Origin of the sequence: Selenomonas oralis, assembly GCF_051603425.1 — a bacterium.
In the GTDB taxonomy this organism is placed as follows: Bacteria; Bacillota; Negativicutes; order Selenomonadales; family Selenomonadaceae; genus Selenomonas; species Selenomonas sputigena_A.
This window is the reverse complement of record NZ_CP194411.1, coordinates 12,663-35,219: the sequence shown is the minus strand read 5'-3', so window position 1 is coordinate 35,219 and position 22,557 is coordinate 12,663. Positions and strand designations below refer to the sequence as shown.

The 22,557-nt window shown below is 55.3% G+C and carries 20 protein-coding genes; 14 read left to right on the top strand and 6 right to left on the bottom strand.

All coding sequences use genetic code 11. From position 1 onward, the window contains the following. Positions 1 to 66: 66 nt before the first annotated feature. From ACRTGH_RS00155 to ACRTGH_RS00145, 3 genes are all read right to left on the bottom strand, one after another. Positions 67 to 1,473, bottom strand: coding sequence for an acetyl-CoA carboxylase biotin carboxylase subunit (locus ACRTGH_RS00155; protein ID WP_368848027.1), 1,407 nt, complete (start codon positions 1,471 to 1,473; stop codon positions 67 to 69). A gap of 197 nt (positions 1,474 to 1,670) precedes the next feature. Further along, positions 1,671 to 2,072 (bottom strand): type II toxin-antitoxin system HicB family antitoxin, encoded by a 402-nt coding sequence (locus ACRTGH_RS00150; RefSeq protein ID WP_368848026.1) that lies wholly within the window; start codon positions 2,070 to 2,072, stop codon positions 1,671 to 1,673. A 45-nt stretch (positions 2,073 to 2,117) separates the two neighbouring features. Next, complete coding sequence (locus tag ACRTGH_RS00145; RefSeq protein ID WP_368848025.1) at positions 2,118 to 2,303, bottom strand: type II toxin-antitoxin system HicA family toxin; 186 nt, start codon at positions 2,301 to 2,303, stop codon at positions 2,118 to 2,120. Between the two features lie 138 nt (positions 2,304 to 2,441). On the opposite strand from ACRTGH_RS00145, the gene uvrC reads away from it, so the two are divergent. From uvrC to glyS, 4 genes are all read left to right on the top strand, one after another. Then, positions 2,442 to 4,265, top strand: coding sequence for an excinuclease ABC subunit UvrC (gene uvrC, locus ACRTGH_RS00140; protein ID WP_368848024.1), 1,824 nt, complete (start codon positions 2,442 to 2,444; stop codon positions 4,263 to 4,265). 126 nt (positions 4,266 to 4,391) lie between these two features. Then, a complete protein-coding gene (locus ACRTGH_RS00135) occupies positions 4,392 to 5,258 on the top strand; it encodes a PHP domain-containing protein (RefSeq protein ID WP_368848023.1) in 867 nt (288 codons plus the stop codon). Between the two features lie 423 nt (positions 5,259 to 5,681). Further along, positions 5,682 to 6,563: a glycine--tRNA ligase subunit alpha gene (gene glyQ, locus ACRTGH_RS00130; RefSeq protein ID WP_368848022.1), complete on the top strand. Its 882-nt coding sequence runs from the start codon at positions 5,682 to 5,684 to the stop codon at positions 6,561 to 6,563. Then, a complete protein-coding gene (gene glyS / locus ACRTGH_RS00125) occupies positions 6,560 to 8,620 on the top strand; it encodes a glycine--tRNA ligase subunit beta (RefSeq protein ID WP_368848021.1) in 2,061 nt (686 codons plus the stop codon). The genes glyQ and glyS overlap by 4 nt, the downstream gene beginning before the upstream one ends. 83 nt (positions 8,621 to 8,703) lie before the next feature. Here glyS and ACRTGH_RS00120 read toward each other — a convergent pair whose 3' ends face one another. Together ACRTGH_RS00120 and ACRTGH_RS00115 are read right to left on the bottom strand one after the other, a co-directional pair. Then, on the bottom strand, positions 8,704 to 8,892 hold the full coding sequence (locus ACRTGH_RS00120) for a hypothetical protein (protein WP_368848020.1): 189 nt from the start codon (positions 8,890 to 8,892) through the stop codon (positions 8,704 to 8,706). Positions 8,893 to 9,001: 109 nt separating this feature from the next. Then, positions 9,002 to 9,163 carry a hypothetical protein gene (locus ACRTGH_RS00115; protein ID WP_368848019.1) on the bottom strand — a complete coding sequence of 54 codons (162 nt, stop codon included), beginning with the start codon at positions 9,161 to 9,163 and terminating at the stop codon, positions 9,002 to 9,004. Positions 9,164 to 9,640: 477 nt separating this feature from the next. Here ACRTGH_RS00115 and ACRTGH_RS00110 point away from each other — a divergent pair, with 477 nt between their 5' ends. Continuing rightward, positions 9,641 to 11,368 (top strand): methyl-accepting chemotaxis protein, encoded by a 1,728-nt coding sequence (locus ACRTGH_RS00110; protein WP_368848018.1) that lies wholly within the window; start codon positions 9,641 to 9,643, stop codon positions 11,366 to 11,368. Positions 11,369 to 11,661: 293 nt separating this feature from the next. Next, positions 11,662 to 13,389 carry a methyl-accepting chemotaxis protein gene (locus ACRTGH_RS00105; protein ID WP_368848017.1) on the top strand — a complete coding sequence of 576 codons (1,728 nt, stop codon included), beginning with the start codon at positions 11,662 to 11,664 and terminating at the stop codon, positions 13,387 to 13,389. Between the two features lie 88 nt (positions 13,390 to 13,477). Here ACRTGH_RS00105 and ACRTGH_RS00100 read toward each other — a convergent pair whose 3' ends face one another. Next, entirely contained in the window at positions 13,478 to 13,906 is a 429-nt protein-coding gene (locus ACRTGH_RS00100) for a Dps family protein (protein WP_368848016.1), read from the bottom strand. Between the two features lie 338 nt (positions 13,907 to 14,244). Between ACRTGH_RS00100 and ispH the strand changes: the two genes are divergently transcribed. The 8 genes from ispH (at position 14,245) to thrB (ending at position 22,519) form a co-directional block, all read left to right on the top strand. Beyond that, on the top strand, positions 14,245 to 15,075 hold the full coding sequence (gene ispH, locus ACRTGH_RS00095) for a 4-hydroxy-3-methylbut-2-enyl diphosphate reductase (RefSeq protein WP_368848015.1): 831 nt from the start codon (positions 14,245 to 14,247) through the stop codon (positions 15,073 to 15,075). After that, positions 15,072 to 16,202 (top strand): 30S ribosomal protein S1, encoded by a 1,131-nt coding sequence (gene rpsA, locus ACRTGH_RS00090; protein ID WP_368848037.1) that lies wholly within the window; start codon positions 15,072 to 15,074, stop codon positions 16,200 to 16,202. Before ispH ends, rpsA begins: the two co-directional genes overlap by 4 nt. Positions 16,203 to 16,319: 117 nt before the next feature. Beyond that, positions 16,320 to 17,735: a DUF512 domain-containing protein gene (locus ACRTGH_RS00085; RefSeq protein ID WP_368848014.1), complete on the top strand. Its 1,416-nt coding sequence runs from the start codon at positions 16,320 to 16,322 to the stop codon at positions 17,733 to 17,735. Next, positions 17,732 to 19,060, top strand: a complete 1,329-nt coding sequence (gene der, locus ACRTGH_RS00080; protein ID WP_368848013.1) for a ribosome biogenesis GTPase Der — start codon at positions 17,732 to 17,734, stop codon at positions 19,058 to 19,060. Before ACRTGH_RS00085 ends, der begins: the two co-directional genes overlap by 4 nt. Beyond that, the gene (gene plsY / locus ACRTGH_RS00075; RefSeq protein WP_368848012.1) at positions 19,057 to 19,647 is read left to right on the top strand and encodes a glycerol-3-phosphate 1-O-acyltransferase PlsY; all 591 of its coding nucleotides are present in this window, start codon (positions 19,057 to 19,059) and stop codon (positions 19,645 to 19,647) included. The genes der and plsY overlap by 4 nt, the downstream gene beginning before the upstream one ends. Positions 19,648 to 19,815: 168 nt before the next feature. Beyond that, positions 19,816 to 20,280: an ACT domain-containing protein gene (locus ACRTGH_RS00070; RefSeq protein WP_368848011.1), complete on the top strand. Its 465-nt coding sequence runs from the start codon at positions 19,816 to 19,818 to the stop codon at positions 20,278 to 20,280. Between the two features lie 14 nt (positions 20,281 to 20,294). Further along, positions 20,295 to 21,602 carry a homoserine dehydrogenase gene (locus ACRTGH_RS00065; protein ID WP_368848010.1) on the top strand — a complete coding sequence of 436 codons (1,308 nt, stop codon included), beginning with the start codon at positions 20,295 to 20,297 and terminating at the stop codon, positions 21,600 to 21,602. Beyond that, positions 21,596 to 22,519 carry a homoserine kinase gene (gene thrB / locus ACRTGH_RS00060; RefSeq protein ID WP_368848009.1) on the top strand — a complete coding sequence of 308 codons (924 nt, stop codon included), beginning with the start codon at positions 21,596 to 21,598 and terminating at the stop codon, positions 22,517 to 22,519. Before ACRTGH_RS00065 ends, thrB begins: the two co-directional genes overlap by 7 nt. Positions 22,520 to 22,557: the final 38 nt, after the last annotated feature.

The window sequence follows — 22,557 nt, the reverse complement described above, 5'->3', positions numbered from 1 at the left end:
TGGGGTTTCATGCAAAATATGAACAAAAGCCGCCGGAATATTTTCCGGCGGCTTTTTTGCGTGAATCTATGCGTAATACATGCTCGCGTTGATGGAGGCGGCGAGGTCGAGCTTGTCTTTGAGCTTGAGCTTCTTCGGCTCGTTCTCGTAGTAGGTGATGCGGCGTTTGATGAACTGCGTGTCGATGTTGCCCGTGCGGAAGTAGTTGTCTTCGAGGATCTTCTGATGCAGGGCGATCGTCGTCTTGACGCCCTCGATGCGGAACTCGCTCAGGGCGCGCTCCATGATCTTGATGGCGTCGCCGCGCGTACGGCCGTGTACGATGACCTTGGCGATGAGTGAGTCGTACCACGGCTCGATCGTGAGCCCTGTCGTCACGCCGCTGTCGAAGCGTACGCGCGGACCGCTTGGTTCGTGCATGAAGGTGATGAGGCCGGGAGAAGGCAGGAAATTGTTGTCGGGATCTTCGGCATTGATGCGGCACTCGATGGCGTGGCCGCGGATTTTGATGTTTTTCTGCATGAGGCCCAGCGGTTCGCCGTCGGCGATCTGAATCTGGCGGCGCACGATGTCGACGCCGGTGACCGCCTCGGTTATGGCATGCTCGACCTGGACGCGCGGGTTGATTTCCATGAAGTAAAATTTGTTGTCGGCGAGATCGAGTAAAAATTCAACGGTGCCGGCATTTGAGTAGTGGACGCTTTTTGCCGCTTTGATGGCGAGGCGTCCGATCTCGCGGCGCATCTCCTCGGTCAGCGCGATGGACGGCGATTCCTCAAGAAGCTTCTGGTTGCGGCGCTGCAGCGAACATTCGCGCTCGCCGAGGAAGAGCACCGTGCCATAATTGTCAGCGAGAATCTGCGCTTCGATATGGCGCGAATGCTCGATGTAATGCTCGAAGTAATGGACGACCTTCTTGAGATCGACGAGCTGCAGGATGTTGTGGAGATCCTCTTCATTGCGTGCGACAAACATGCCTTTGCCGCCGCCGCCTGATACGGGCTTCAAGATGACGGGATAGCCGACCTCTTGGGCAGCCTTTAGGGCCATTTCATTGTCTTCAAGCGGAGCGCTGCCCTTGGACATCGGTATGCCGGACGGCGCCATGGCGGCGCGTGCCGCATCCTTGTCGCCGACGAGGCGCAGCGTCTCGGCCATGGGGCCGATCCAGACGATGCCCGCCTTCGTGACCATCTCAGCGAAGTCGGCGTCTTCGGAGAGGAAGCCGTAGCCCGGATGGATGGCTTCGGACTTCGTCTTGATCGCCGCCTCGAGAACGGCCTCTTTGTTGAGATAGCTTTCCGAGGCATCGGCGGGGCCGACGCGGTAGGTGAGGTCGGCAAGCTGGACGTGCAGGGCGTTTTGATCGGCATCCGAGTAGATGGCGACGGCTTCGATGCCGAGCTCCTGACAGGCGCGGATGACCCGGACGGCGATTTCGCCGCGGTTGGCGATGAGGATTCTCTTGAACATAGGTGCAGCCTCCTTTTGCATAGTGGACAGAATCTCAGGACGATAACTTCCGTTTATTGACGATAGCTTGTATTTATCGCGATGGATTTATTCTAGCACGCAGGAAAAGCTTTTTCAATCGAGAATATCGGTATTTTTCATATTGTATATTGTTGCGGTAAATTGTGAATGTTCAAGAGGATAGAAAATTTTGGGCGTCAGGTCTTGTCCAGGCCAAGCTCATGCATTAAAGCGTTTTGCAGGATGTTGGAGAAATTGACATTGCGCTCAGAGGCAAGTGTGTCGAGCCAGCGCGGAATGGACAGATTCTTTCGCACGGCTTTTGTGTCGTGCTGCTTACGGTAGGTGAGCGTGTCGGCACAGATGAGCGTTGCGAAGTCGTCGTTTTCTGTTTTGAGGTCTTGCAAAGAAGATGGTTCAGGGATGGTCAGGTGCTCTTCTTCCATATGCCAAAGCATGAGATTTAAAGCATCAGCCGCCATGGCCATTCCTTCGGCAATGGAAGTTCCCTGCGTGAAACAACCGTCGAGATCGGGAAAAGAGATGAAAAAGATGCCATCATCTTCAAGATGAAAAAGTGCGGGATAAACGTATTTCATGAAAGAAGCTCCTTTCTGTCTGCAATAGCTGTAAGGCCATTGCGATTATTTAATGCCCGCTTGTTTAAAAATGCTGTTGACAAGTCCCGTGCCGGTATCTTGACTGCCGTGGCGAGGAATTTGAAAAAGTTTGTTGGTATGGGGACTGTACCAAATATCGTGCCTGCCGCCGCTCCGTTTTCTGTAGCAGCCATGTTTTTTTAGAATTTTGACGAGCTCGGATATTTTCATCGAGGTTCCTCCTCACAATTTTATATTACACAATATTGCGTAATAAGACAAGAGGGGGAAGCATAGGCTAATAAAATTCTATATACACTTCCGAGATATTTCTGCTAAAATATGTGCAAAGGAAAGCGAGGTGAGAAAATGACGGAAATTGTGGCGGAGAAGCTCAAGCTGCTGCCGGATTCGCCGGGCGTCTATATCATGAAGGATGCAAAAGGGCGCATTATTTACGTCGGCAAGGCGGTCGTGCTGAAGAACCGCGTGCGGCAGTATTTCCAGAGCGGCAAGCATCAAGCGCCGAAAGTGCGCGCGATGGTGACGAAAATTGCCGACTTTGAAACAATCCTTACCCATTCGGAAGTGGAGGCGCTGATCCTTGAGTGCAATCTCATCAAGAAGCATCGGCCGCGCTACAATATCAGCCTCAAGGACGACAAGAGCTATCCTTATCTCAAGGTAACGCTGGCAGATGAGTATCCGCGCGTCATGGTCACGCGGCGCATCACGAAGGACGGTTCACGCTACTTCGGCCCCTATACGTCGGCAGGGGCAATGCATGAGAGCGTGAAGCTCCTGCGGCGGCTCTTTCCGCTGCGCACCTGCAAAAATATGAAGGTCGAACGTCCCTGCCTCGAGCACCATATCAAGCGCTGCCTTGCACCGTGCTGCAAGCCGGTGGACAAGGAGGAGTATGACGCGATGATCCGCGAGGTCTGTCTGTTCCTCGAAGGACGGACGGAGCTTGTGGAGAAGGAGCTGACGCGCCGCATGGCAGAGGCGGCGGACAACTACGACTTCGAGCGTGCGGCGCGCATCCGCGATCAGCTTGCTGCCGTGCGCAAGGTGGCGGAGAAGCAGAACATCGTGACGGGCTCGGGCGACCAGGACGCCATCGGCATGGCGCGTTCCGGCATCGGCGCCGTCGTCATGGTTTTTCTCATCCGTGCGGGCAAGATGGTCGGGCGCGAACATTTCCTGCTCTCGGGCAGCGAGGAGGAAACCGACGAGGCGTTGCTTTCGGCATTTTTGAAGCAATACTACCACCGAGCGGCCTTCTTGCCGCGCGAGATCCTGCTGCCCTTTTCCATCGGGGAAACGGAGCTTTTGGAGAATTGGCTTGCCGAGCGCAAGGGCGCGAAAGTTGTGCTCGCCGTGCCGCAGCGCGGCACAAAGCACGACGTGGTCGAGATGGCGCGCGGCAATGCCGAGAAGTTCCTGGCGGACGAGGCGGCGCGCATCGAGCAGGCGAACGACCAGACGCTTGGGGCGGTAAGGGAACTGGGGCGCTACCTCGGCCTCAAGGAAGAGCCGATGCGCATGGAATGCTTCGACATCTCACACAACCAGGGTTCGGAAACCGTGGCCTCGATGGTCGTCTTTGAAGGCGGTTTGCCGAAGAAATCGGACTATCGGCGCTTCAAGATTCGAAGTGCCGAAGGAAAGCCCGACGACTTCCTCTCCATGCGCGAAGTTACCGAGAGGCGTTACGGCAAACTCGCCGAGGACGAGCTGCCCGACCTCATCATCATCGACGGCGGCAAGGGGCAGCTCTCATCGGCTTTGGAAATCATTCGCGGCGCAGGACATCTCGATGTGCCTGTCGTGGGACTGGCGAAGCAGTTTGAATACATCTTTACGGAGGGCAGTTCCGATCCCGTGATCTTGCCGCGCCGCAGCCAGGCGCTCTATCTCGTCGAGCGCATCCGCGATGAGGCGCATCGCTTTGCCATCACTTACCACCGCAAACTGCGTGGCAAACGCAATCTCGTTTCCGTACTCGATCATATCGCGGGCATCGGCCCGAAGAGGCGCAAGGCGCTCTGGGGACATTTCGGCACGATTGCGAAGATCAAGGCGGCGAGCGTGGAAGAGCTGGCCGCTGTCGACGGCATGACGGGGCCTGCGGCCGAGGCCGTGAAGAATTTCTTCCTTGCACAGGAAAAGATGCTGGCAGGAGAAGAATAGGGGTCAATCACAAGCCGGAGAAGAGAGGCTTGTGATCGGCGTATTGCCGCCGCTTGGGCGCGTGGTTTCCAGGCAAGGCAAACACATCTGAGAGATTTTGGCCGCAGGATGCGGCAGGAGGGCATATTGGCAAGGATCGATTTTCATACACATTCACTTTGTTCAGACGGCAGCTTTTCGCCGGCAGGCCTGGCAGCGCACGCCAAGGAGCTGGGGCTCAAGGGGTTTGCCCTGACCGATCACGATACGATCGCGGGCCTTGCTGAAGCGCAGGAAGAGGCCGCGCGTCTGGGTGTCGGCTTCCTCCCGGGCATGGAGATGTCGCTTTTCTATCGCGGGCGTCGCCTCCATGTCGTCGCGCTTGGCTTTGATTCGGGACATCCGGCTTTCCAGAGCCTCTATCGCCATATCCGTTCCATCAAGGAGAGCGGCATAGAGAGAATCCTGGCAGGAGTGAAGGAGCGCGGCTTGGAGATTCACAAGGAGGATGTCGTCCCGTTTGCTCTCGGCGACATTGTCGACCTTTACGCCGTTATGCGCTATATCATTTCACTCGGATGCTATGAAAGCGCTTCGGAGATTTGGGATCGTTACCTCGATCCCGCCGTTGCGGAGGCGGGGCTTGAGCATGACGTCACACCGGAGGAAGCCCTTTCCGCCATTCGTGCGGCAGGCGGCGTGACCTCGCTGGCGCATTTTCACAAGACCATCGGCCTCAAGGGGCTGACGGACGATGAGACAGAAGAGGCGATTCAAGAACTTAAAGGCTTTGGCCTTGACGGCATGGAGCAGTTTTATCCCAATTATACGGTGCGGGATATGGCTTTCGCGGGATATTTGATCCATAAGTACAGCTTGCTGGCGACGGGCGGCAGCGACTTCCACGGGAAGAACCGTCCAGGCGTCGAGATGGGCTTCGGCATGGACGGCAATCTCTTTGTGCCGGAGAAGATTTGGGAAGGAGTGGAGGAGCGGCTCCATGAGCGGCGGTAGGAAAGCGGCTGTCCGCACCGGTTTGTGCGCAGACCGCTTTCCGGCATTTTTGCAGAGCCGTTTGCGGGGAGCGAGGCGGTGCTTCTTGTCTCTGCCGCCATTGACAAGCTGGCTGTTGATTTGCTAAACTAGACGTGCAATGAAGAAGAGGAGTAGTTCCCGTGCAGCGAGGCGGCGAGGGTGGGAGGCCGCCAGGACGGTTTCGGCAAGCGATGTGCTTTTGTCCGACCTTCCTTGGGGATGAAGGGCGCTTTGGAGCGGCAGTTCAATAAGATATAAGGTGGGCGTCTGTCCTTGGCGTGATGTGTGGAGGACAGGGCCAATCAGGGTGGAACCGCGGGATTCGTCTCGTCCCTGTGACATTTTGTTGCGGGATGGGGCGTTTTTTTCTTTGCCCTTTGCCCGGGATAAGGAGTTGTTCAGATGAAATTTCAGGAGATTATCCTGGCTCTGCAAAAGTTCTGGGGTGACCAGGGCTGCATTTTGACAGAGCCGTACGATGTAGAGAAGGGTGCGGGTACGATGAATCCCTCGACCTTTTTGCGCGTTCTGGGACCGGAGCCGTGGAATGTCGCGTATGTCGAACCTTCACGCCGTCCGTCGGACGGTCGTTACGGCGACAATCCGAACCGCCTCTACCAGCACCATCAGTTCCAGGTCATCATGAAGCCGTCGCCCGACAATATCCAGGAGCTTTATCTGGAGAGCCTGGAGAGCCTCGGCATCGATCCGAAGCAGCACGATATCCGTTTTGTCGAGGATAACTGGGAATCACCGACCCTGGGAGCTTGGGGCCTTGGCTGGGAAGTCTGGCTCGACGGCATGGAGATCACGCAGTTCACCTACTTCCAACAGGTTGGCAGTGTCGATGTGAAGCCCGTTTCCTCGGAAATCACCTATGGGTTGGAGCGTTTGGCCATGTATATTCAAGGCGTCGAGAACGTCTTCGACATCCAGTGGACGGAGGACTATACCTACGGCGATGTATTCCACCAGAACGAGGTCGAGCAGTCGGCCTATTCCTTCGATCTTTCGGACGAAGCGCTCCTCTTCGAGCTTTTCGATAAATACGAGAAGGAAGCTGTGCGCGTCATCGAGCTGGGGTATGTGCACCCGGCCTACGACTACGTCTTGAAGTGCTCGCATGCCTTCAATCTGCTCGACGCGCGCGGTGCGATCAGCGTGTCGGAACGCACGGCTTTCATCGGCCGCGTGCGCAAGTTGGCGCGGGTTTGCGCCCAGTGCTATTTGAAACAGCGTGAAGAGCTGGGCTATCCGATGCTGAAGAAGGGGGCGAAAGCATGAGCAAGGATTTGTTGTTGGAAATCGGCACAGAGGAGATTCCGGCACATGCAATGCCGGGATTGCTGCAGGAGCTTGGTGAAAGGGCGGAAAAGGCGCTCGGCGAGCTGCGTTTGGCGCATGGCGGAGTGAGGACGCTCGGCACGCCGCGCCGCCTCGCACTCATCGTCGAAGGATTGGCTGAAAAGCAGGCGGATGTCGCGGAAGAAAAACGAGGGCCGTCCGTACAGGTGGCTTTCGATGCCGCGGGCAAGCCGACGAAAGCAGCGGAAGGCTTTGCTCGCGGGCAGGGCGTCAAGGCGGAGGATCTCGTGACGCGTGATGGCTACGTCTATGCGCTCGTACAGGAAACGGGAGAGCCTGCGGAAAAGGTGCTGGAAAGGCTCCTGCCCGAGCTCATCTGCGACCTGCCCCTTCCCAACAGCATGCGCTGGGGCGACCTCGACTTTCGCTTTATCCGGCCCCTGCGCTGGCTTGTCGCACTCTACGGCGAGGAAGTCGTGCCCTTTGAGCTTGCGCGCGTCAAGAGCGGCAATACATCGCGCGGCCATCGTTTCCTCAGCACGGGCGACTTCACTATCCAGGATGCCGCGCATTATGAGGAAGCGTGCGAGGAGGCTTTCGTCATCGTCGATCCTGCGCGGCGCAAGGCGCTGATCGAGCAGGGGCTTGCCGAAGAGGCGAAGGCGCACGGCGGCACGGCGGAAATCACACCGGATCTTTTGGAAGAGGTGCTCTATCTCGTCGAGTATCCGACGGCGCTTGCGGGCAGATTTGAGGAAAAGTATCTCGCACTGCCGCCGGAGGCCGTCATTACGCCGATGCGCGACCATCAGCGCTACTTCCCCGTGAAGGCGGCGGACGGCAGTCTGATGCCGCTTTTCCTCACCGTGCGAAATGGCGGAGCCGAGTATCTTCAGACGGTGCAGCACGGCAATGAGCGCGTTCTGCGCGCACGCTTGGCGGATGCGCAATTCTTCTTCGACGAAGATCGGAAGAAGAGCTTGGAAGAGCATCTGGAAAAACTCAAGACGGTTGTCTTTCAGGAGGGACTTGGCACGCTCTACGACAAGTCGCTGCGCCTCGAGGAGCTTGCCGGACGCATCGCAGATGCCCTTGGTGCAAGCGCTGCGGAGAAAAAAGCTGCGCAGCGTGCGGCGAAGCTGGCCAAAGCCGATCTCGTGACGGGCATGGTCATGGAATTCACGGAACTGCAGGGCGTCATGGGCAAGGAATACGCCCGTCTTGACGGCGAAGGCGAGGAGGTCGCCCTTGCTGTTGACGAGCACTATATGCCGCGTTTTGCAGGCGACGAACTGCCGCAGACGAAGGCCGGCATCATCGTGAGCCTTGCGGACAAGATGGACAATATCGTCGCGACATTCAGCCGCGGGCTCATCCCCACGGGCTCGCAGGATCCGTTTGCGCTGCGGCGTCAGGCGCTCGGGCTTGTGAACAGCATCATCAAGGCGGAGCTTTCCCTTTCGCTCGTTGACCTCGTCAGCTGGGCTATGGATTTGCTCGCTCTCACGGAGGTGAAAGCGCGGGAAAAAATGCAGACCGATGTGGCTGATTTTATGCGCCTGCGCCTCAAGAACGTGCTCGGTGAAGCGGGAATCCGCTATGATGTCGCCGATGCCGTGCTCGGCGATATCGACGATATCGGGCGCGTCATGCTCGCAGCCAAAGCCGTGCAGGAACAGCTGTCCGCGCCCGATACGGCAAAGGCTGTGCAGTCCTTCGTGCGCGCGGCAAACCTCGCAGCGAAGGCCGAGACAGCAGAGATTGACGAAAGCCTTTTCGAAACCGATGAGGAAAGAGAATTGATGAAGGCTTACACATCGGCGAAGAGTGCGGCGGAAAGCCTGCTTGAAGCGCACGATTACGTCGGCGCCATTGACGATTTCAAGGATCTCGCCGATCCGATCGATGCGTTTTTCGACGGCGTCATGGTCATGGCGGATGATGTGGCTGTGCGTCGGAATCGCCTCGCACTCTTGAAAGCCATCGACAATCTCCTGCTCCAGGTCGCTGATTTCAGCAAAATCGTGCAGGGATAGGAACCGTCCCACACAGCGAAGGAAATGGAAACCCGCAGAATCGCCTCTTGGGGGAGGCGGCTCTGCGGGTTTCTGTGTCATTTTCACTTCATATCGAGATTTCTGTTCTTTTGGATAACTTGAAGCTCTTTGCGGATGTCGACGATGGGGTTTTTTGCGATTATGGCAACACCATTCTGTTCTTCTTTCGTTAAAGTTCCTTCTGCAAGAAGTATGTCTAATACCCCGTGGGTGGCATTATCCACATCTTGCTTTGTAAATTCGTAGATCATTTCCTTAAATCTTTCAGCACCGGAATCATATTCTTTAATCCAGTTAAACGTCCCTCAATGTTTAAAATTTCAATTGGGTCATTCGTTTTTAATAAGCGACCGGAATCCTTTATTGAATTTTGATAGAGGGCATCCAATATGGGATTTTTTTACGCTCATTTTTGCTGCAAAGGCGATCGATATTTGCGCGAAGCGACCAAGCAAATTCATACAACACTTCTTTTCTTACCGAGAGATCCCATTTGTTATAACCTGTAATTTTCAGTTCCATGCGCAAGCTCCTTTTTCTTGATATATGATAGACTATAGCGTAATAGACATATACAACATATAAATTTTCTGTTTAATGCCGGTTCTCCGAAATGCATGGAAGTTTTTGTCTGTAGATTGGAAAAAGACAGCAACGCGGCAACTTTATCGTGGCGCTGTTTCATTAGAATTCGAACTGAAAATCATAAAAAATAGTTAGAAATGTCTTGCGGGGGGGGTCAGATGTGCTAATATATGCATATGATTGTATTATATTAGTTGCCGTTTTCACAATCTGGATTTTGGAAAGCAATTTTTCCCGCAGGCGAGAAATGTGATTTACTGAAACCATTAGAGAGATGGAACGATTATCTTTTTAGTGGTCGACGTCAACTAACTGACTGAACGCTTTGCGCTTCGCCAATTAGGATATTTGTGCATACGATTTGTTTGCCAAGCTGCTGCGCCCGGAGTTGTTTTCCACGGAGGGGATGGAGAAATGAATGGGTTGACAGTAGCAAAAAAGATTGTTTTAAGCTTTGTGATCCTGATCGTGATGTTTCTGTGTTTTGGCATTTATGCGAATTATTCCGGCAATGCGCTGAATAAGTCGACGGCAGATCTCATGGATTGGACTCGGGCGTTGAATATGTCTTCGAGGCTTTCTGACGCCACGAACGAGACCCGTATCTTTGCACTTTTGAAGGCGATGGCGCAGGATCCGCAGACGCGTGAGCAGCTTGAACAACAGCACGAGGCGAGCAAAAAGAAGGTTGAGGATGTTTTTGATGAGTACAGAAAAACACTCGCTGAGACGACTTACTACAACGAAGAGGAGCGCCGCTCGGATCAGGAGCTTTTTGACAATGAATACAATGCCTGGCTGGAGTATTTGAAAGCCGGTGAGGAAGGCGATCGACTGTTTGCCGAGGGAAAGTACGCCGAAGGGCTTGCTTTCATTGACCAGAAGTGGAGCAAGAGTTATCAGAAGTTGGAGACACTCATTCTTTCCGATGAAGAGCGTGCCATGAAGGGGGCGGACGCGGTCGACAAGGAAGCCGATGATGTCTATGCTCGCGTCGTCATGACGACGGTCATCGTCACGATCCTTGTGCTCATCATCGCGGTTGTCTGCGGCTACTTTCTGCTGCACTCGATCAAGGGTTCCGTCGCGATGGTGCTCGACGCACTGAAAAAGGTTGCTGAGGGCGATTTGAGCCTGAAGCTGGCGACGGACTCGGGCGATGAGTTCGCGCAGATGGCTGAACAGTGCAACAAGATGCTGCATAATGTACGCTCGATGACGAAGAAGATTCAAGATACGGCAAACACGGTTTCTGATTCCTCCGGTGCGTTGACAAGCACTTCGGAGCAGTCGGCACAGGCAACGCAGAATGTCGCCGAGTCCATTACGGAAGTTGCGGGGGCCGCGCAGGCGCAGCTTGATTCTGTCGCCGAGGCGAAGCATCAGGTGCATGCCTTTACGCGCGGGATCGCGGATGCGGCGCAAACAATCGAGCAGGTTGCCGCCGACATTGAGCATACGTCGCAGCGTGCGGAGGAGGGGAATAAACTCGTACTTTCGACCGTTGATCAGATGAATGCGATTGCCGATACGGTCATTTCTTCGTCGAACGTCGTAGCAAAGCTCGGAGAACGCTCGAAAGAGATCGGCAATATCGTCGAGGTTATCTCGAATATTTCGGGGCAGACGAACCTCCTCGCCCTGAATGCCGCCATTGAAGCGGCACGCGCGGGCGAGCACGGACGCGGCTTTGCTGTCGTCGCTGAAGAGGTGCGAAAGCTCGCCGAAGAATCGCAGCACGCCTCGCAGAAAATCGAAGAGCTCATACGCGCCATCCAGCAGGAAACGGCGCAGGCGGTGCAGGCGATGGAAACGGGGCGCGAGGAAGCAGAGAAGGGGCGAGAGAACGTCACGGCGACGGGCAAGGGCTTCTCAGAGATTCGTGCGATGATCCAGCGTGTGCAGGAGAATTCGGCTGCGATTGAGAAAAACATGGAGGATCTGAGCCGCAGGGCAGAGAAGATTGACGATGCGACAGGAAAAATTCACGATTCCGCATCTAAGGTTGCGGCAGAAGCGCAGAATGTTTCCGCTGCGACGGAGGAGCAGGCGGCCGGCATGGAAGAAATCGCGGCGAGCAGCCGGGGACTTTCGGATATGGCGCAGGATCTCAACGACGCGGCAGCCAAATTCAAAACCTGAAAATCTATTGGTTCAGCAGGCGGCAGGAGCCGTTCCGGGAGCGATTCGCTCTTCGGGACGGCTCCTGTTTGTTATATGGAAAAGCGTACCTAATCTTAAGTCCCAGAGGAAATATTATCTCTTGCAAAAGACCGGGGTATTATGTTAAAATCTCCTATGTGGTTCGAAAAGATAATCCTTATCAGAAATGAACGCCTGAAAATCCCTGCCGGGAAAAGAGAAATGGCAGGGAAGGGGCTGAACATACGCCAGACAGGTTTGTGCAGGTTAATTTTTAGGAGGACTTGAGGAAGATGAATGAATTGACAGTAGCCAGGAAGATCATCCTAAGTTTTGTGGTGCTGATTGCATTATTTTTGGGCTTTGGCGTATATGCGATGTATGCGAGCAATCAACTGAATGAATCGACAGAAGATCTCATGGTTTGGTCGGATTCCTTATCCGTGACGTCTGAGCTTTCCAATGCGGCCAATGAGGCGAGAAACATCTATTTGTTGAAAACCGTCAATGAGGATCCGGCAAAGGAAGCGGAGATTGCTTCTCGTCTCCAGGCAGCACGGCAAGACGTGGATCAGATTTTTGCAGAGTACGAAAAGACTTTGAACGAGATGACATACGACAGCGAGGAGGAGCGTCAGAGCGATCGGGAATTTTTCGATGCAGAGTATGAGGCATGGCAGGAGTACCTGGCGGCAGGCAGGGTGACGGAAGGGCTTATTGCTGAGGGAAAGAGAGAAGAAGCCATTGCTTACGTCGAAGGTCCCAGCCGTGAAGCATATAAGAAGTTCTCGAACATCCTTGTCAAGGATGAGGAGCGCTCTATCAAGGGGACGAAGGATGTGAAAGCGGCAAGCAATGCGACATATTCGCGGGTTGTGATGTCTACGGTCGCGGTTCTTGTCCTTGTCGTTCTCTTTGCCGGTTCCTGCGGGTTTTATTTACTGCGCACGATCAAGCGTTCGGTTGATCTGCTGCTCGATGCGCTGAGCCGTGTGGCGGACGGCGATTTGCGTCAGACATTGCCCGTGACGTCGGCGGACGAATTTGGTCAGATGGCCGGGCAGTGCAATAAGATGCTGGAAAATATGCGCGATGTGACGAAAAAGATCCAGGCAACGGCAGGTACGGTCAGCGATTCTTCCGAATCGTTGACGAACACGTCGGAGCAATCGGCGCAGGCGACGCAGAATGTGGCTCAGTCCATCACGGAGGTGGCGGGCGCTGCACAGGCGCAGCTTGATTCCATCGCGGAGGCGAAGCAGCAGATCGAGGCCTTTACGAAAGGCATTACGGATGCGACACATACGATGGAAAAGGTCATGGGCGTCATCAGCAATACTTCGCAGAAGGCGGAGGACGGCAACAAGATTGTCGTTTCCACAGTCGATCAGATGAATACGATTGCCGATACGGTCGTTTCTTCCTCGAATGTCGTCGCAAAACTTGGCGAACGTTCGAAGGAAATCGGCAATATCGTCGAGGTTATCTCGAACATTTCGGGGCAGACGAACCTTCTCGCACTCAATGCAGCTATCGAGGCGGCACGCGCGGGCGAGCACGGGCGCGGCTTTGCTGTCGTTGCGGAGGAAGTGCGAAAGCTCGCCGAAGAATCGCAGAACGCTTCGCAGCAGATCAGCGAGCTGATCATGGCCATCCAGCAGGAGACGGAACAGGCCGTTGCAGCTATGCAGGCCGGACGTGAACAGGCGGAAAAGGGACGTGAGAATGTTGCGGCGACGGGCGAGAGTTTCTCGGAAATCCTGGGCATGATTCATCGTCTTGAGGAAAGCGTCCGTGTCATCCAGAGGACGACAGAGGATTTGAGCAACGGTGCAGGAAGAATAAGCACTGTGACGGGACAGCTGCACGATGCAGCTTCACGCGTGGCTTTTGAATCGGAGAATGTCTCCGCTGCGACGGAAGAACAGGCAGCGGGCATGGAGGAAATCGCGGCGAGCACGCGCGGCCTGTCCGATATGGCACACGGACTCAACGAGGCGGCGGCAAGATTCAGAACATAAGGCGCTGCATCCGGCCAGATTCAAAAGAGCAGCCCCGGAAGCGATTTGCTTCCGGGGCTGCTCTTTTGTAATGATTGTATGGTTTGCCTTATTTGCGCGACTGCTTTATCATCCAGAGCGTCTTTGCATAGTTCGTGATGAGGTCATCCATGAGCATGGAGGTGACATAGCGGTTGGCTTCGTCAGCGGCCTTCTTGAGCTCGCGGATTTCTTCGTAGATGTAAGAGAAATCCTTTTCCACCTCGTCGAGGACGATGTCCGAGTTCACGAAACCCGGCTGCGCTTCCTTGATCTTGGTGAGTGCGAGAAAATCCTTGAGGGAGGAAAGCGGTTCGTGCCCGATCTGCAGGATGCCTTCGGCAACGGCGTCGATGCTGTCACGTACACCGTCGTAGTAAGTTTCGAGCTGGGCATGAACCTGGAAGAAATCCTTGCCCTTGACGTACCAGTGGTAGTGTTGAAGTTTATGGTACTCCACAACGAGATCGGAAAGCAGCTGGTTCAATCTTTTTTCCATAATAATATATCGCTCCTTCTCAGATGTTATGTTAACGATATGCAAGGCGAATCTTTCTTGGTTCCGCCTCGCATATTTATTGTACCACGAAAGAGAAGAATTAACAACAAATATTTATCCTTGTTTACGGAGCCCTTGGAAGTCCCGCTTCTTGAGCAAGAAAACCGGTTTGACTCCTGTAATTTTGCCGATTTTCTTTGAAAAGAAAAAAATTGCCTTGGGAATGATAAAAAATAATAGCATGAGCGGTTGAATTTATGCTATAATGTAAAATAGATTGCGGAAGTAGGGGATTTTCTCTGTTTTTCGCGGTACATTATATATTTGGTGGTAGATATATGGAAGTATTTCTGGCAGATTCCCTCGGTTTCTGCTATGGCGTGAAACGCGCGATACAGCTCGCGCGGGAACAGGCGGCGCCCGACGGCTCGTCCTGCACGCTGGGTCCCATCATCCATAATCCGCAGATGGTTGCGCGCCTTGCAGAAGAAGGCGTCGGCATGGTACAATCCCTGCCGGATTTGGAAAAGGGAACCGTCATCATCCGTTCGCATGGCGTCGGACCTCTTGTTTATGACGAGGCCAAGGAGCGGGGGCTTAATGTCGTCGACGCGACGTGTCCGCATGTAAAAAAGGCACAGTTGGCGGCGCATGCTCTTTTTGAAGAGGGATATTCTGTCGTTATCGTAGGAGAAAAATGCCATCCGGAGGTCAGGAGCATCTTTGAATGGGCAGGCGGCGATGCCGTCATCGTGGACTCCGTGGAAGGAGCCGAGGCTGTCGCGCCGTGTGCTCGCATGGGGATTGTCGCGCAGACGACGTTTTCCGGGGCGAAGTTCAAGGAGATCGTGCTTCATCTGCTCGATCAGTCGAATGATGTTCGCATCGTTCGGACAATCTGCAATGCCACAGACCAGCGGCAGGCTGCCGCCGTGCAGCTTGCGCGGCAGGTCGACATGATGCTCGTCATCGGCGGCAAGAACAGTGCGAATACAACGCGCCTGGCGCAGTTGTGTTCCAAGGAATGCCAAACCTATCATATCGAGACTGCGGCAGAGCTGCAGGACGAATGGTTTGATAAAATCAAAAAAATTGGTATCACAGCCGGGGCATCTACTCCGGACTGGATTATCAAGGAGGTATATCAAAAGTGCAAGAACAAGACATGAAGAGTTTGCTGGAAGCTGAAGAGGAGTCCATGCAGGAGGTAAGGGAACACGATGTTGTGAAGGCTACGGTCGTCGCAGTTGAGGACGGACAGGCCTATGTCAATATTCCGGGTCTCAAAGCAGACATCCCCATAGCGAAGAAGGAGCTTGCTTCGCCAGAGCCGGATTCTGCCAGGGATGTTGTTAAGGTGGATGACGAGATCGAGGTTTTCGTCGTAGCGCTCGGGGGCGAGAATGGCGCGACGGTTTCCAAGGTTCGCGCCGACCGCATGGTTGCATGGAAGGAAATCGAGGCCCTGAAGGAAGAAGGGCAGACGCTCCAGGCGCATATCACGCAGGTCGTCAAGGGCGGTCTCGTAGCTTCTGTCAACGGGCTGCGCGGTTTTATCCCCGCTTCCCAGATGGAGCTTCATTTCGTCAAGGATCTTTCCGTCTATGTGGATACGACGGTTGAGGCTCTGCCGATCGAAATCGATATTCGCAAGCAGCGCCTTGTGCTTTCGCGCCGCAGCCTCCTCGAGGAGGAACGTGAGAAGAAGCAGGAAGAAGTCTTCTCGAAGCTTGAGGTTGGCCAGATCATTCCGGGTACGGTCAAGCGTCTTGTCGAGTATGGCGCTTTCATCGATATCGGCGGCGTTGACGGACTTGCTCATATCTCCGATCTCGCATGGCACCGCGTGAAGCAGCCGTCGGATGTTCTTGCCGTCGGCGATGAAGTCAATGTCTATGTGAAGAACTTCGATCCCGAGACGAAGCGCATTTCGCTTTCCGTCAAGGATACGATGCGCGATCCGTGGCTGGATAAGGCTGAACGCTATGCAGAAGGCTCCCATATCAAGGGCAAGATCATCAAGCTGACGGATTTCGGCGCGTTCATGGAGATCGAGCCGGGCTTCGACGGCCTGATTCCGATGGGTGAGCTTGCCGACCGCCGCATTGCGCGTGCCGATGAGGCCGTACAGCTCGGCGACATTGTCAAGGTCAAGATCCTGCATATCGATATGAAGCGCAAGCGCATTTCGCTTTCCATCACGAGAGCGCAGAAGGATGCCGAGATTGCGGATGTTTCTTACTACAAGGATGAACCTGCAGCGGATGAGGCTGCGGGCGACGCCGAGCAGGACTGAGGGCATCTGATAGCTGAATAAGAAGACGCTGGGGAGTGATGAACATTCATCACTCCCTTGTTCATCAGATAGGTGTGCCTTGCGGGCGCTTGGGACAGGGAAAGCAGAGGAAAAGAGATGTTGTCAGGGGAAATCATTCGCGTTGCGCCGGGAAGTCTGGCGGAGGAACTGGAACTTAGGCCGGGGGATAAGATCCTTCAGGTCAATGGCCAGGAACTGCGCGATATCATTGATTTGAGCTTCGCCTTTGCCGAGGAGGAGATCGAACTGCTCGTCGAACATGAGGACGGCGAGCAGGAGCTTCTGGCCTTTGAGAAGGATTACGATGAGGAGCTTGGCGCTGAATTTTCTTCCGCTGTTTTTGACGGCATACGCTCCTGCGGCAACCGCTGCTGGTTCTGCTTTGTCGACCAGGTGCCGCCTGGGATGAGGAGAAGCCTTTCCGTCAAGGATGACGACTACCGCATGTCGTTTCTATACGGAAATTTCGTTACGTTGACGAATATGCGGGAAAAGGATTTTCAGCGCATCGAGCAGTACCATCTTTCGCCGCTTTTTGTTTCCGTCCATGCGATGAATCCCGAATTGCGCGCGGCCATGCTCAATACGCGGCGTGCGGCGGAGATCGGGGCACAGCTCGACCGACTGGAGGCGGCCGATGTCGAGTACCATACGCAAATCGTGCTCTGCCCCGGCATCAATGACGGCAAGGAGCTTGAGTACACGGTGTCGGAGCTGATGAAGCGGCAGCCGCATGCGTTGTCGCTGGCGGTCGTGCCTGTCGGCCTTACGCGCTTTCGCGAGGGCTGCTATCCGCTGCGGATGTTTGACCGCGAGGGTGCGGCTGCCGTGGTGCGCCAGATTGAACCGTGGCAGAAAAAGGCGCGGCGTGAGACAGGAAGAAGCTTCGTCTATCTTGGCGATGAGTTCTACTTTCTGGCGGGCATCCCTGTGCCGCCTGTCGAGGAATACGATGCGTTTCCGCAGCTTGACAACGGCATAGGGCTCACGCGAAATTTTCTGGAGGAGTGGCGCGAAGCTCTGGCGGAAATCGATGCATCCCGCGGTTATGGGGAGCCGCTTTCTCTTGCGGTGCTCTGCGGCACGGCGGTGGAGCCGCTTTTCCGGAAGCTTTTTGAGGCGCTTACCGTGCGTGGGCTTACCGTGCACTGCCTCGGTGTGGAAAATGATTTTTTTGGCCGCACGGTCAATGTATCGGGTCTTTTGACGGGGGAGGATATGCTGCGCGCCTTGAAGCGTCTGGACGGCGTGCAGGGCGTGATTTTTCCGGAATGCGCCCTGCGTACCGGGGAAAACATTCTTCTGGACGATATGACACTGGAGGGCTTTCGCCGCTCCCTGCCGGGGATCCGCGTCGAGACGGCGCAGGGCGGGCGCGATATCGCGCAGGCTCTGTGCGACTGGACGCATTACCGTGGGGCACGGGCGGCGGAGGCAGCCTATATGTGGCAGAGCAACGCTGCCTATACGAAGCCGGGGAATAATCCCGGGGCAAGGGAGATGATGGAATGAGCAAGCCGATCGTGGCGATCGTGGGGCGTCCGAATGTGGGAAAGTCCACGCTCTTCAATAAATTGGGCAGGAAGCGCGTGTCCATCGTGGACGATTTGCCGGGCGTAACGCGCGATCGCATTTACCTTGATGCCGAATGGCTTGGCAGAGAGTTCACGATGATTGATACGGGCGGCATTGAGTTTGAGACGGAGGACGTGATTCTGCGATCGATGCGCCAGCAGGCGAGAATCGCCATGGAGGAAGCCGATGTAATCCTCTTCCTCGTGGACGGGCGTGCAGGACTTACGCTGGCGGACGAGGAAGTGGGCAAGATGCTGCGCACGACGAAGAAGCCCGTGCTGCTCGCCGTGAACAAGATCGATTCGCCGAAGCAAGAGAACGATGTCTACGAGTTCTATAATCTCGGCCTTGGCGATCCCGTGCCGATTTCCGCGACGAATGCCATGAATCTCGGTGACCTGCTCGATGAGCTTGTCGCCCTTTTCCCTGAGGACAGGGAGGAGGAAAAGGACGCCGATGAAATCAGCATTGCCGTCATAGGTCGTCCGAATGTGGGCAAGTCCTCGCTCGTCAATGCGCTTTTGGGCGAAGAACGCGTGATTGTCAGTGATGTGGCGGGTACGACGCGCGATGCAATCGACACGCATTTCACGAAGGATGATATAAAGTTCCTTCTTATAGATACGGCGGGAATGCGGCGCAAGGGAAAGATTGACGAACCGATCGAGCGATACAGCGTGATGCGCGCGCTGCGCGCCGTTGACCGCGCCGATGTCGTGCTCGTCGTGCTCGACGCCACGGCAGGCGTAACGGAGCAGGACAAGAAGATTGCAGGCTATGCGCATGAGTCGGGCAAGGCGGTCATACTCCTTGTGAACAAATGGGATATTTACGAGAACAAGGACGATAAGTCCACGCTGCGCTTTACGGAGGAGCTGCGCATAGAACTCGGCTTTTTACAGTATGCGCCTGTGCTCTACGCCTCGGCGCTCACGCACCAGCGCGTTGCACGCATTACGGATCTCGTCAAATATGTGGCCGACCAAGCCGCGATGCGCGTCAAGACGAGCATCCTGAACGAGCTTGTGCGCGATATGATCGCCGTGAATCCGCCGCCGGCTCATAAGGGACGACAGCTCAAGGTGCGCTATATGACGCAGGCTGACATCCGTCCGCCGAAATTCATTGTTTTTGTCAACGAACCGGAACTCATGCACTTTTCGTACCTGCGCTATATTGAGAACAAGCTGCGTGAGAGCTTTGGCTTTGAAGGGACGCCGCTGCGCCTTGTTGTGCGCGGGAAGGGGGAAGAGGAGTTATGATGTTTCTTGCCTGTGTGAGCGCTTATGTTCTCGGCGCCATCCCGAGCGGACTTTGGCTTTGCCGCGCTTTTTGGCACATCGATATCCGTAACTACGGCAGCCGCAATATTGGGGCGACGAATGTTTACCGTACGTTGGGCAAGGGGCCCGGCGCGCTCGTCCTGCTGCTTGACTTCCTCAAGGGGAGCCTCGGGGTGTATATCGCCATGCTGCTCGTCGGCACACCGCTGGCCATGGTCTTTGGCGGGATGTTCGCCATCCTCGGTCATTCCGCGTCCGTCTTTCTGCGCTTCAAGGGCGGCAAGGGAGTGGCGACGGGGCTTGGCGTCATCGCCATGCTGATGCCGAATGTGACCGCTGTTGTCACGCTTGTCTGGCTCGGCATCGTTTTCGTTACACGTTATGTTTCGCTTGGTTCCATTGTGGCTGCGGCGCTCGTTCCCCTGCTCGCCTTCTTCTTTGACGCACCGGCGGAGTACCTGGTTTTCGGGGGAGCCGCCGCGATTCTCGTCATCGTGCGTCATCACTCGAACATTCGTCGTCTTCTGGACGGCACGGAAAGTAAGATCAAGGCTGGCCGCCGCTAGGAGGGCAGACCGCCTCACGGGCGGTTCGTTCCGTTTCCGAGAAGAGGCGGAGGTGCGTTTTTGTATGAGAAATGTCTATGGAGACTGTACAATGGTGTGGAAAAATGATATAATTCCATGCGTAAAAAGGTAGTCAGGATTATGCAGCAAAGGACAGGAGGTTTTTTTATGCCAAGAGAAAAAAAGGAACAGAAAAAGCAGAGCGACTTTTTTCTTGTGCAGGAGCAGATTTTGCCGGAGGCGATCAAGAAGACGATTCGCGTAAAGGAGCTGCTCAAGCGCGGGGATGCGCGAACGATCAACGAGGCGGTGGAGAGCATGGGTCTGAGCCGCAGCGCCTATTACAAGTACAAGGATTACGTGTATCCGTTTTATGAGGCGAGCCGCAACAAGATCATATCGCTGACGCTTCTTCTGGAACATAAGAAGGGTGTGTTGTCGAGCGTGCTCAACACGATTTCGGCCGATTCGGGCAGTGTACTGACCATCAACCAGGGGATTCCTCTGCAGGGGGTGGCGAACGCGACGCTTTCCATCGAGACGGCGAACCTTTCCGTCGATCTCGAGGCGCTTCTCGACAAGCTGCGCATGGTGGACGGCGTGAAGAGGCTTGAGGTTCTCGGCCAGGCGTGATGCGAGGTGAAGTGATGAGAGAGATCAAGATTGGCATGCTGGGCTTCGGGACGGTCGGCACGGGCGTCGTGCGCGTATTGCGGGAAAACGAGCAGGAAATCATGGCGAAAACGGGAGCGAAGCTTTGCCTCAAGACTGTGCTTGTACGCGATGCGAAGAAGAAGCGTCCCTATATGGAAGGGCTGCATCTGACGGAGGATATCGAGGAAATCCTCAGTGATGAGGAGATTGATATTGTTATCGAGCTTTTAGGCGGCATTCATCCGGCGCGCGAGTATATGCTGCGGGCGATGGGGAAGGGCAAGAATGTCGTGACGGCGAACAAGGATGTTGTGGCGCAGTTCGGCAAGGATATGTTTGAGACGATGGAAAAGCATGGCGTCGATTTCCATTTTGAGGCGAGCGTAGGCGGCGGTATACCAATCGTCATGCCTTTGAAGCAGTGCCTGACCGCAAACCGTGTGACGGAAATCATGGGCATTATCAATGGAACGACGAACTACATGCTCACGCAGATGACGGAAAACGGCTCGGACTACGACAGCGTCCTCAAGGAAGCGCAGGAAAAAGGCTACGCCGAGGCGAATCCTGCGGCCGACGTCGAAGGTCTCGATGCCGCGCGCAAGATTGCCATTCTTGCCTCAATCGCTTTCAACACGCGCATACGTTTCGAGGATGTTTCCGTTGAGGGCATCACGCATATCACGCCGCCAGATATTGATTATGCGAAAACGCTTGGCTATGTCGTGAAGCTTCTGGCCATCGGACGGGATCTTGGCGAGCGGGGCGTCGATGTGCGTGTGCATCCGGTGTTTTTGCCCAAAGGACATCCGCTGGCATCGGTCAACGACGTTTACAACGCGATTTTCGTGCGCGGCAATGCCATCGGCGAAGCGATGTTTTACGGGCGCGGTGCAGGCTCCCTGCCGACGGCGTCCGCTGTCGTGGCCGATGTCATCGATATTGCGCGTGATATGCAGATGGATACCTTTGGGCGCGTCCACTGCACTTGCTATGCCAATAAAAGCCTTTGCCCCATTGAGGAGACGGAAGCTTCGTACTATGTGCGTCTCCTCGTGGATGATAAGCCGGGCGTTCTTGCCGCCATTGCGACGGCATTCGGCAATCACAAGGTCAGCATGAAGTCGGTCATCCAGACGCGCCGCTGCCAAGACAAGGCTGAAATTGTCGCCATCACGCACCGTGTCAAGCACAGGGCGTTGGAGGAGGCGGCTGTCGATCTCAGGAGCCTTGCCGTTGTCAGCGAGGTTCGCAGCATCATCCGGGTGGAAAACATGCAAGAGGAGAACGGTTCATGCTGAACAAGACCATCCGCGTGCGCGTGCCGGGAACGAGCGCGAATTGCGGGCCGGGTTTCGACGCGATCGGCGTCGCCTGCACGATTTATAATGAGCTTGAACTCACGTTTCTGGAAGAGCAGGGGATTGTCATCGACATCGAGGGGGAAGGCGCCGGGAATATCCCGCGCGACGAGCGCAATATCGTGGTGCGTTCCATCCGCCTGATATTGAAGCGTGCGCGCATGGCTGACAAGGTGCAGGGATTCCGGATCCGCATGAAGAACAATATCCCCCTCTCGCGCGGACTGGGCAGCAGTGCGGCAGCCATTGTAGCCGGGCTCAAGGCCGCGAACACGCTTCTGGACAACCGCTTTTCACGCCGGGAACTTCTGCAGATGGCGACGGATATCGAGGGGCATCCGGACAATGTGGCGCCCGCCATTTTTGGTGGCTTTACGGTCAGCGTCGTAACGCGCGGGCGTGTCGAGTGCTTCTCTCTGATGCCGCGCATGGCTCTGAAGCTTGTTGTCGCCGTGCCGGAGTTTCCGCTTTCGACAAAGTTGGCGCGAAGTGTCTTGCCGCAGGAAGTGCCGCTCAAAGACGCCGTTTTCAATGTGAGCCGTGCGGCGCTTTTGGTTGCCGCTCTCTTGAAAGGGCATCCGCGGTTTTTGCGCAGCGCCCTTTCCGACGCACTGCATCAGCCGTATCGCGAAAAGCTCATTCCGGGCATGAAGGATGTATTTCGGGCGGCGCATAAAGCGGGCGCCCTCGGTGCAAGCCTGAGCGGTGCAGGCCCCTGCCTGATGGCATACGCCTTGCAGGATGAGGAAGCTGTAGGAGAGGCGATGGTCAAGGCTTTTGCACAGCATGGAATCGAGGCGCATGCCTTGCAGCTTGCCATAGACTCGCATGGAGCGAGGATTTTGAAAAGACATTGATGCCGCTGCCGCCCAACGCTTTGCTGCGAGGGGGCGGC

What these genes read in the sequence shown, in the direction of transcription:
- plsY (WP_368848012.1), top strand. Translation starts at nt 19,057, where the DNA reads ATGATGTTTCTTGCCTGTGTGAGCGCTTATGTTCTCGGCGCCATCCCG.
- glyS (WP_368848021.1), top strand. Translation starts at nt 6,560, where the DNA reads ATGAGCAAGGATTTGTTGTTGGAAATCGGCACAGAGGAGATTCCGGCA.
- ACRTGH_RS00115 (WP_368848019.1), bottom strand. Translation starts at nt 9,163, where the DNA reads ATGGAACTGAAAATTACAGGTTATAACAAATGGGATCTCTCGGTAAGA.
- thrB (WP_368848009.1), top strand. Translation starts at nt 21,596, where the DNA reads ATGCTGAACAAGACCATCCGCGTGCGCGTGCCGGGAACGAGCGCGAAT.
- ACRTGH_RS00105 (WP_368848017.1), top strand. Translation starts at nt 11,662, where the DNA reads ATGAATGAATTGACAGTAGCCAGGAAGATCATCCTAAGTTTTGTGGTG.
- glyQ (WP_368848022.1), top strand. Translation starts at nt 5,682, where the DNA reads ATGAAATTTCAGGAGATTATCCTGGCTCTGCAAAAGTTCTGGGGTGAC.
- ACRTGH_RS00070 (WP_368848011.1), top strand. Translation starts at nt 19,816, where the DNA reads ATGCCAAGAGAAAAAAAGGAACAGAAAAAGCAGAGCGACTTTTTTCTT.
- rpsA (WP_368848037.1), top strand. Translation starts at nt 15,072, where the DNA reads ATGAAGAGTTTGCTGGAAGCTGAAGAGGAGTCCATGCAGGAGGTAAGG.
- ACRTGH_RS00120 (WP_368848020.1), bottom strand. Translation starts at nt 8,892, where the DNA reads ATGATCTACGAATTTACAAAGCAAGATGTGGATAATGCCACCCACGGG.
- ACRTGH_RS00065 (WP_368848010.1), top strand. Translation starts at nt 20,295, where the DNA reads ATGAGAGAGATCAAGATTGGCATGCTGGGCTTCGGGACGGTCGGCACG.
- ACRTGH_RS00110 (WP_368848018.1), top strand. Translation starts at nt 9,641, where the DNA reads ATGAATGGGTTGACAGTAGCAAAAAAGATTGTTTTAAGCTTTGTGATC.
- ACRTGH_RS00155 (WP_368848027.1), bottom strand. Translation starts at nt 1,473, where the DNA reads ATGTTCAAGAGAATCCTCATCGCCAACCGCGGCGAAATCGCCGTCCGG.
- der (WP_368848013.1), top strand. Translation starts at nt 17,732, where the DNA reads ATGAGCAAGCCGATCGTGGCGATCGTGGGGCGTCCGAATGTGGGAAAG.
- ACRTGH_RS00150 (WP_368848026.1), bottom strand. Translation starts at nt 2,072, where the DNA reads ATGAAATACGTTTATCCCGCACTTTTTCATCTTGAAGATGATGGCATC.
- ispH (WP_368848015.1), top strand. Translation starts at nt 14,245, where the DNA reads ATGGAAGTATTTCTGGCAGATTCCCTCGGTTTCTGCTATGGCGTGAAA.
- ACRTGH_RS00100 (WP_368848016.1), bottom strand. Translation starts at nt 13,906, where the DNA reads ATGGAAAAAAGATTGAACCAGCTGCTTTCCGATCTCGTTGTGGAGTAC.
- ACRTGH_RS00145 (WP_368848025.1), bottom strand. Translation starts at nt 2,303, where the DNA reads ATGAAAATATCCGAGCTCGTCAAAATTCTAAAAAAACATGGCTGCTAC.
- uvrC (WP_368848024.1), top strand. Translation starts at nt 2,442, where the DNA reads ATGACGGAAATTGTGGCGGAGAAGCTCAAGCTGCTGCCGGATTCGCCG.
- ACRTGH_RS00085 (WP_368848014.1), top strand. Translation starts at nt 16,320, where the DNA reads ATGTTGTCAGGGGAAATCATTCGCGTTGCGCCGGGAAGTCTGGCGGAG.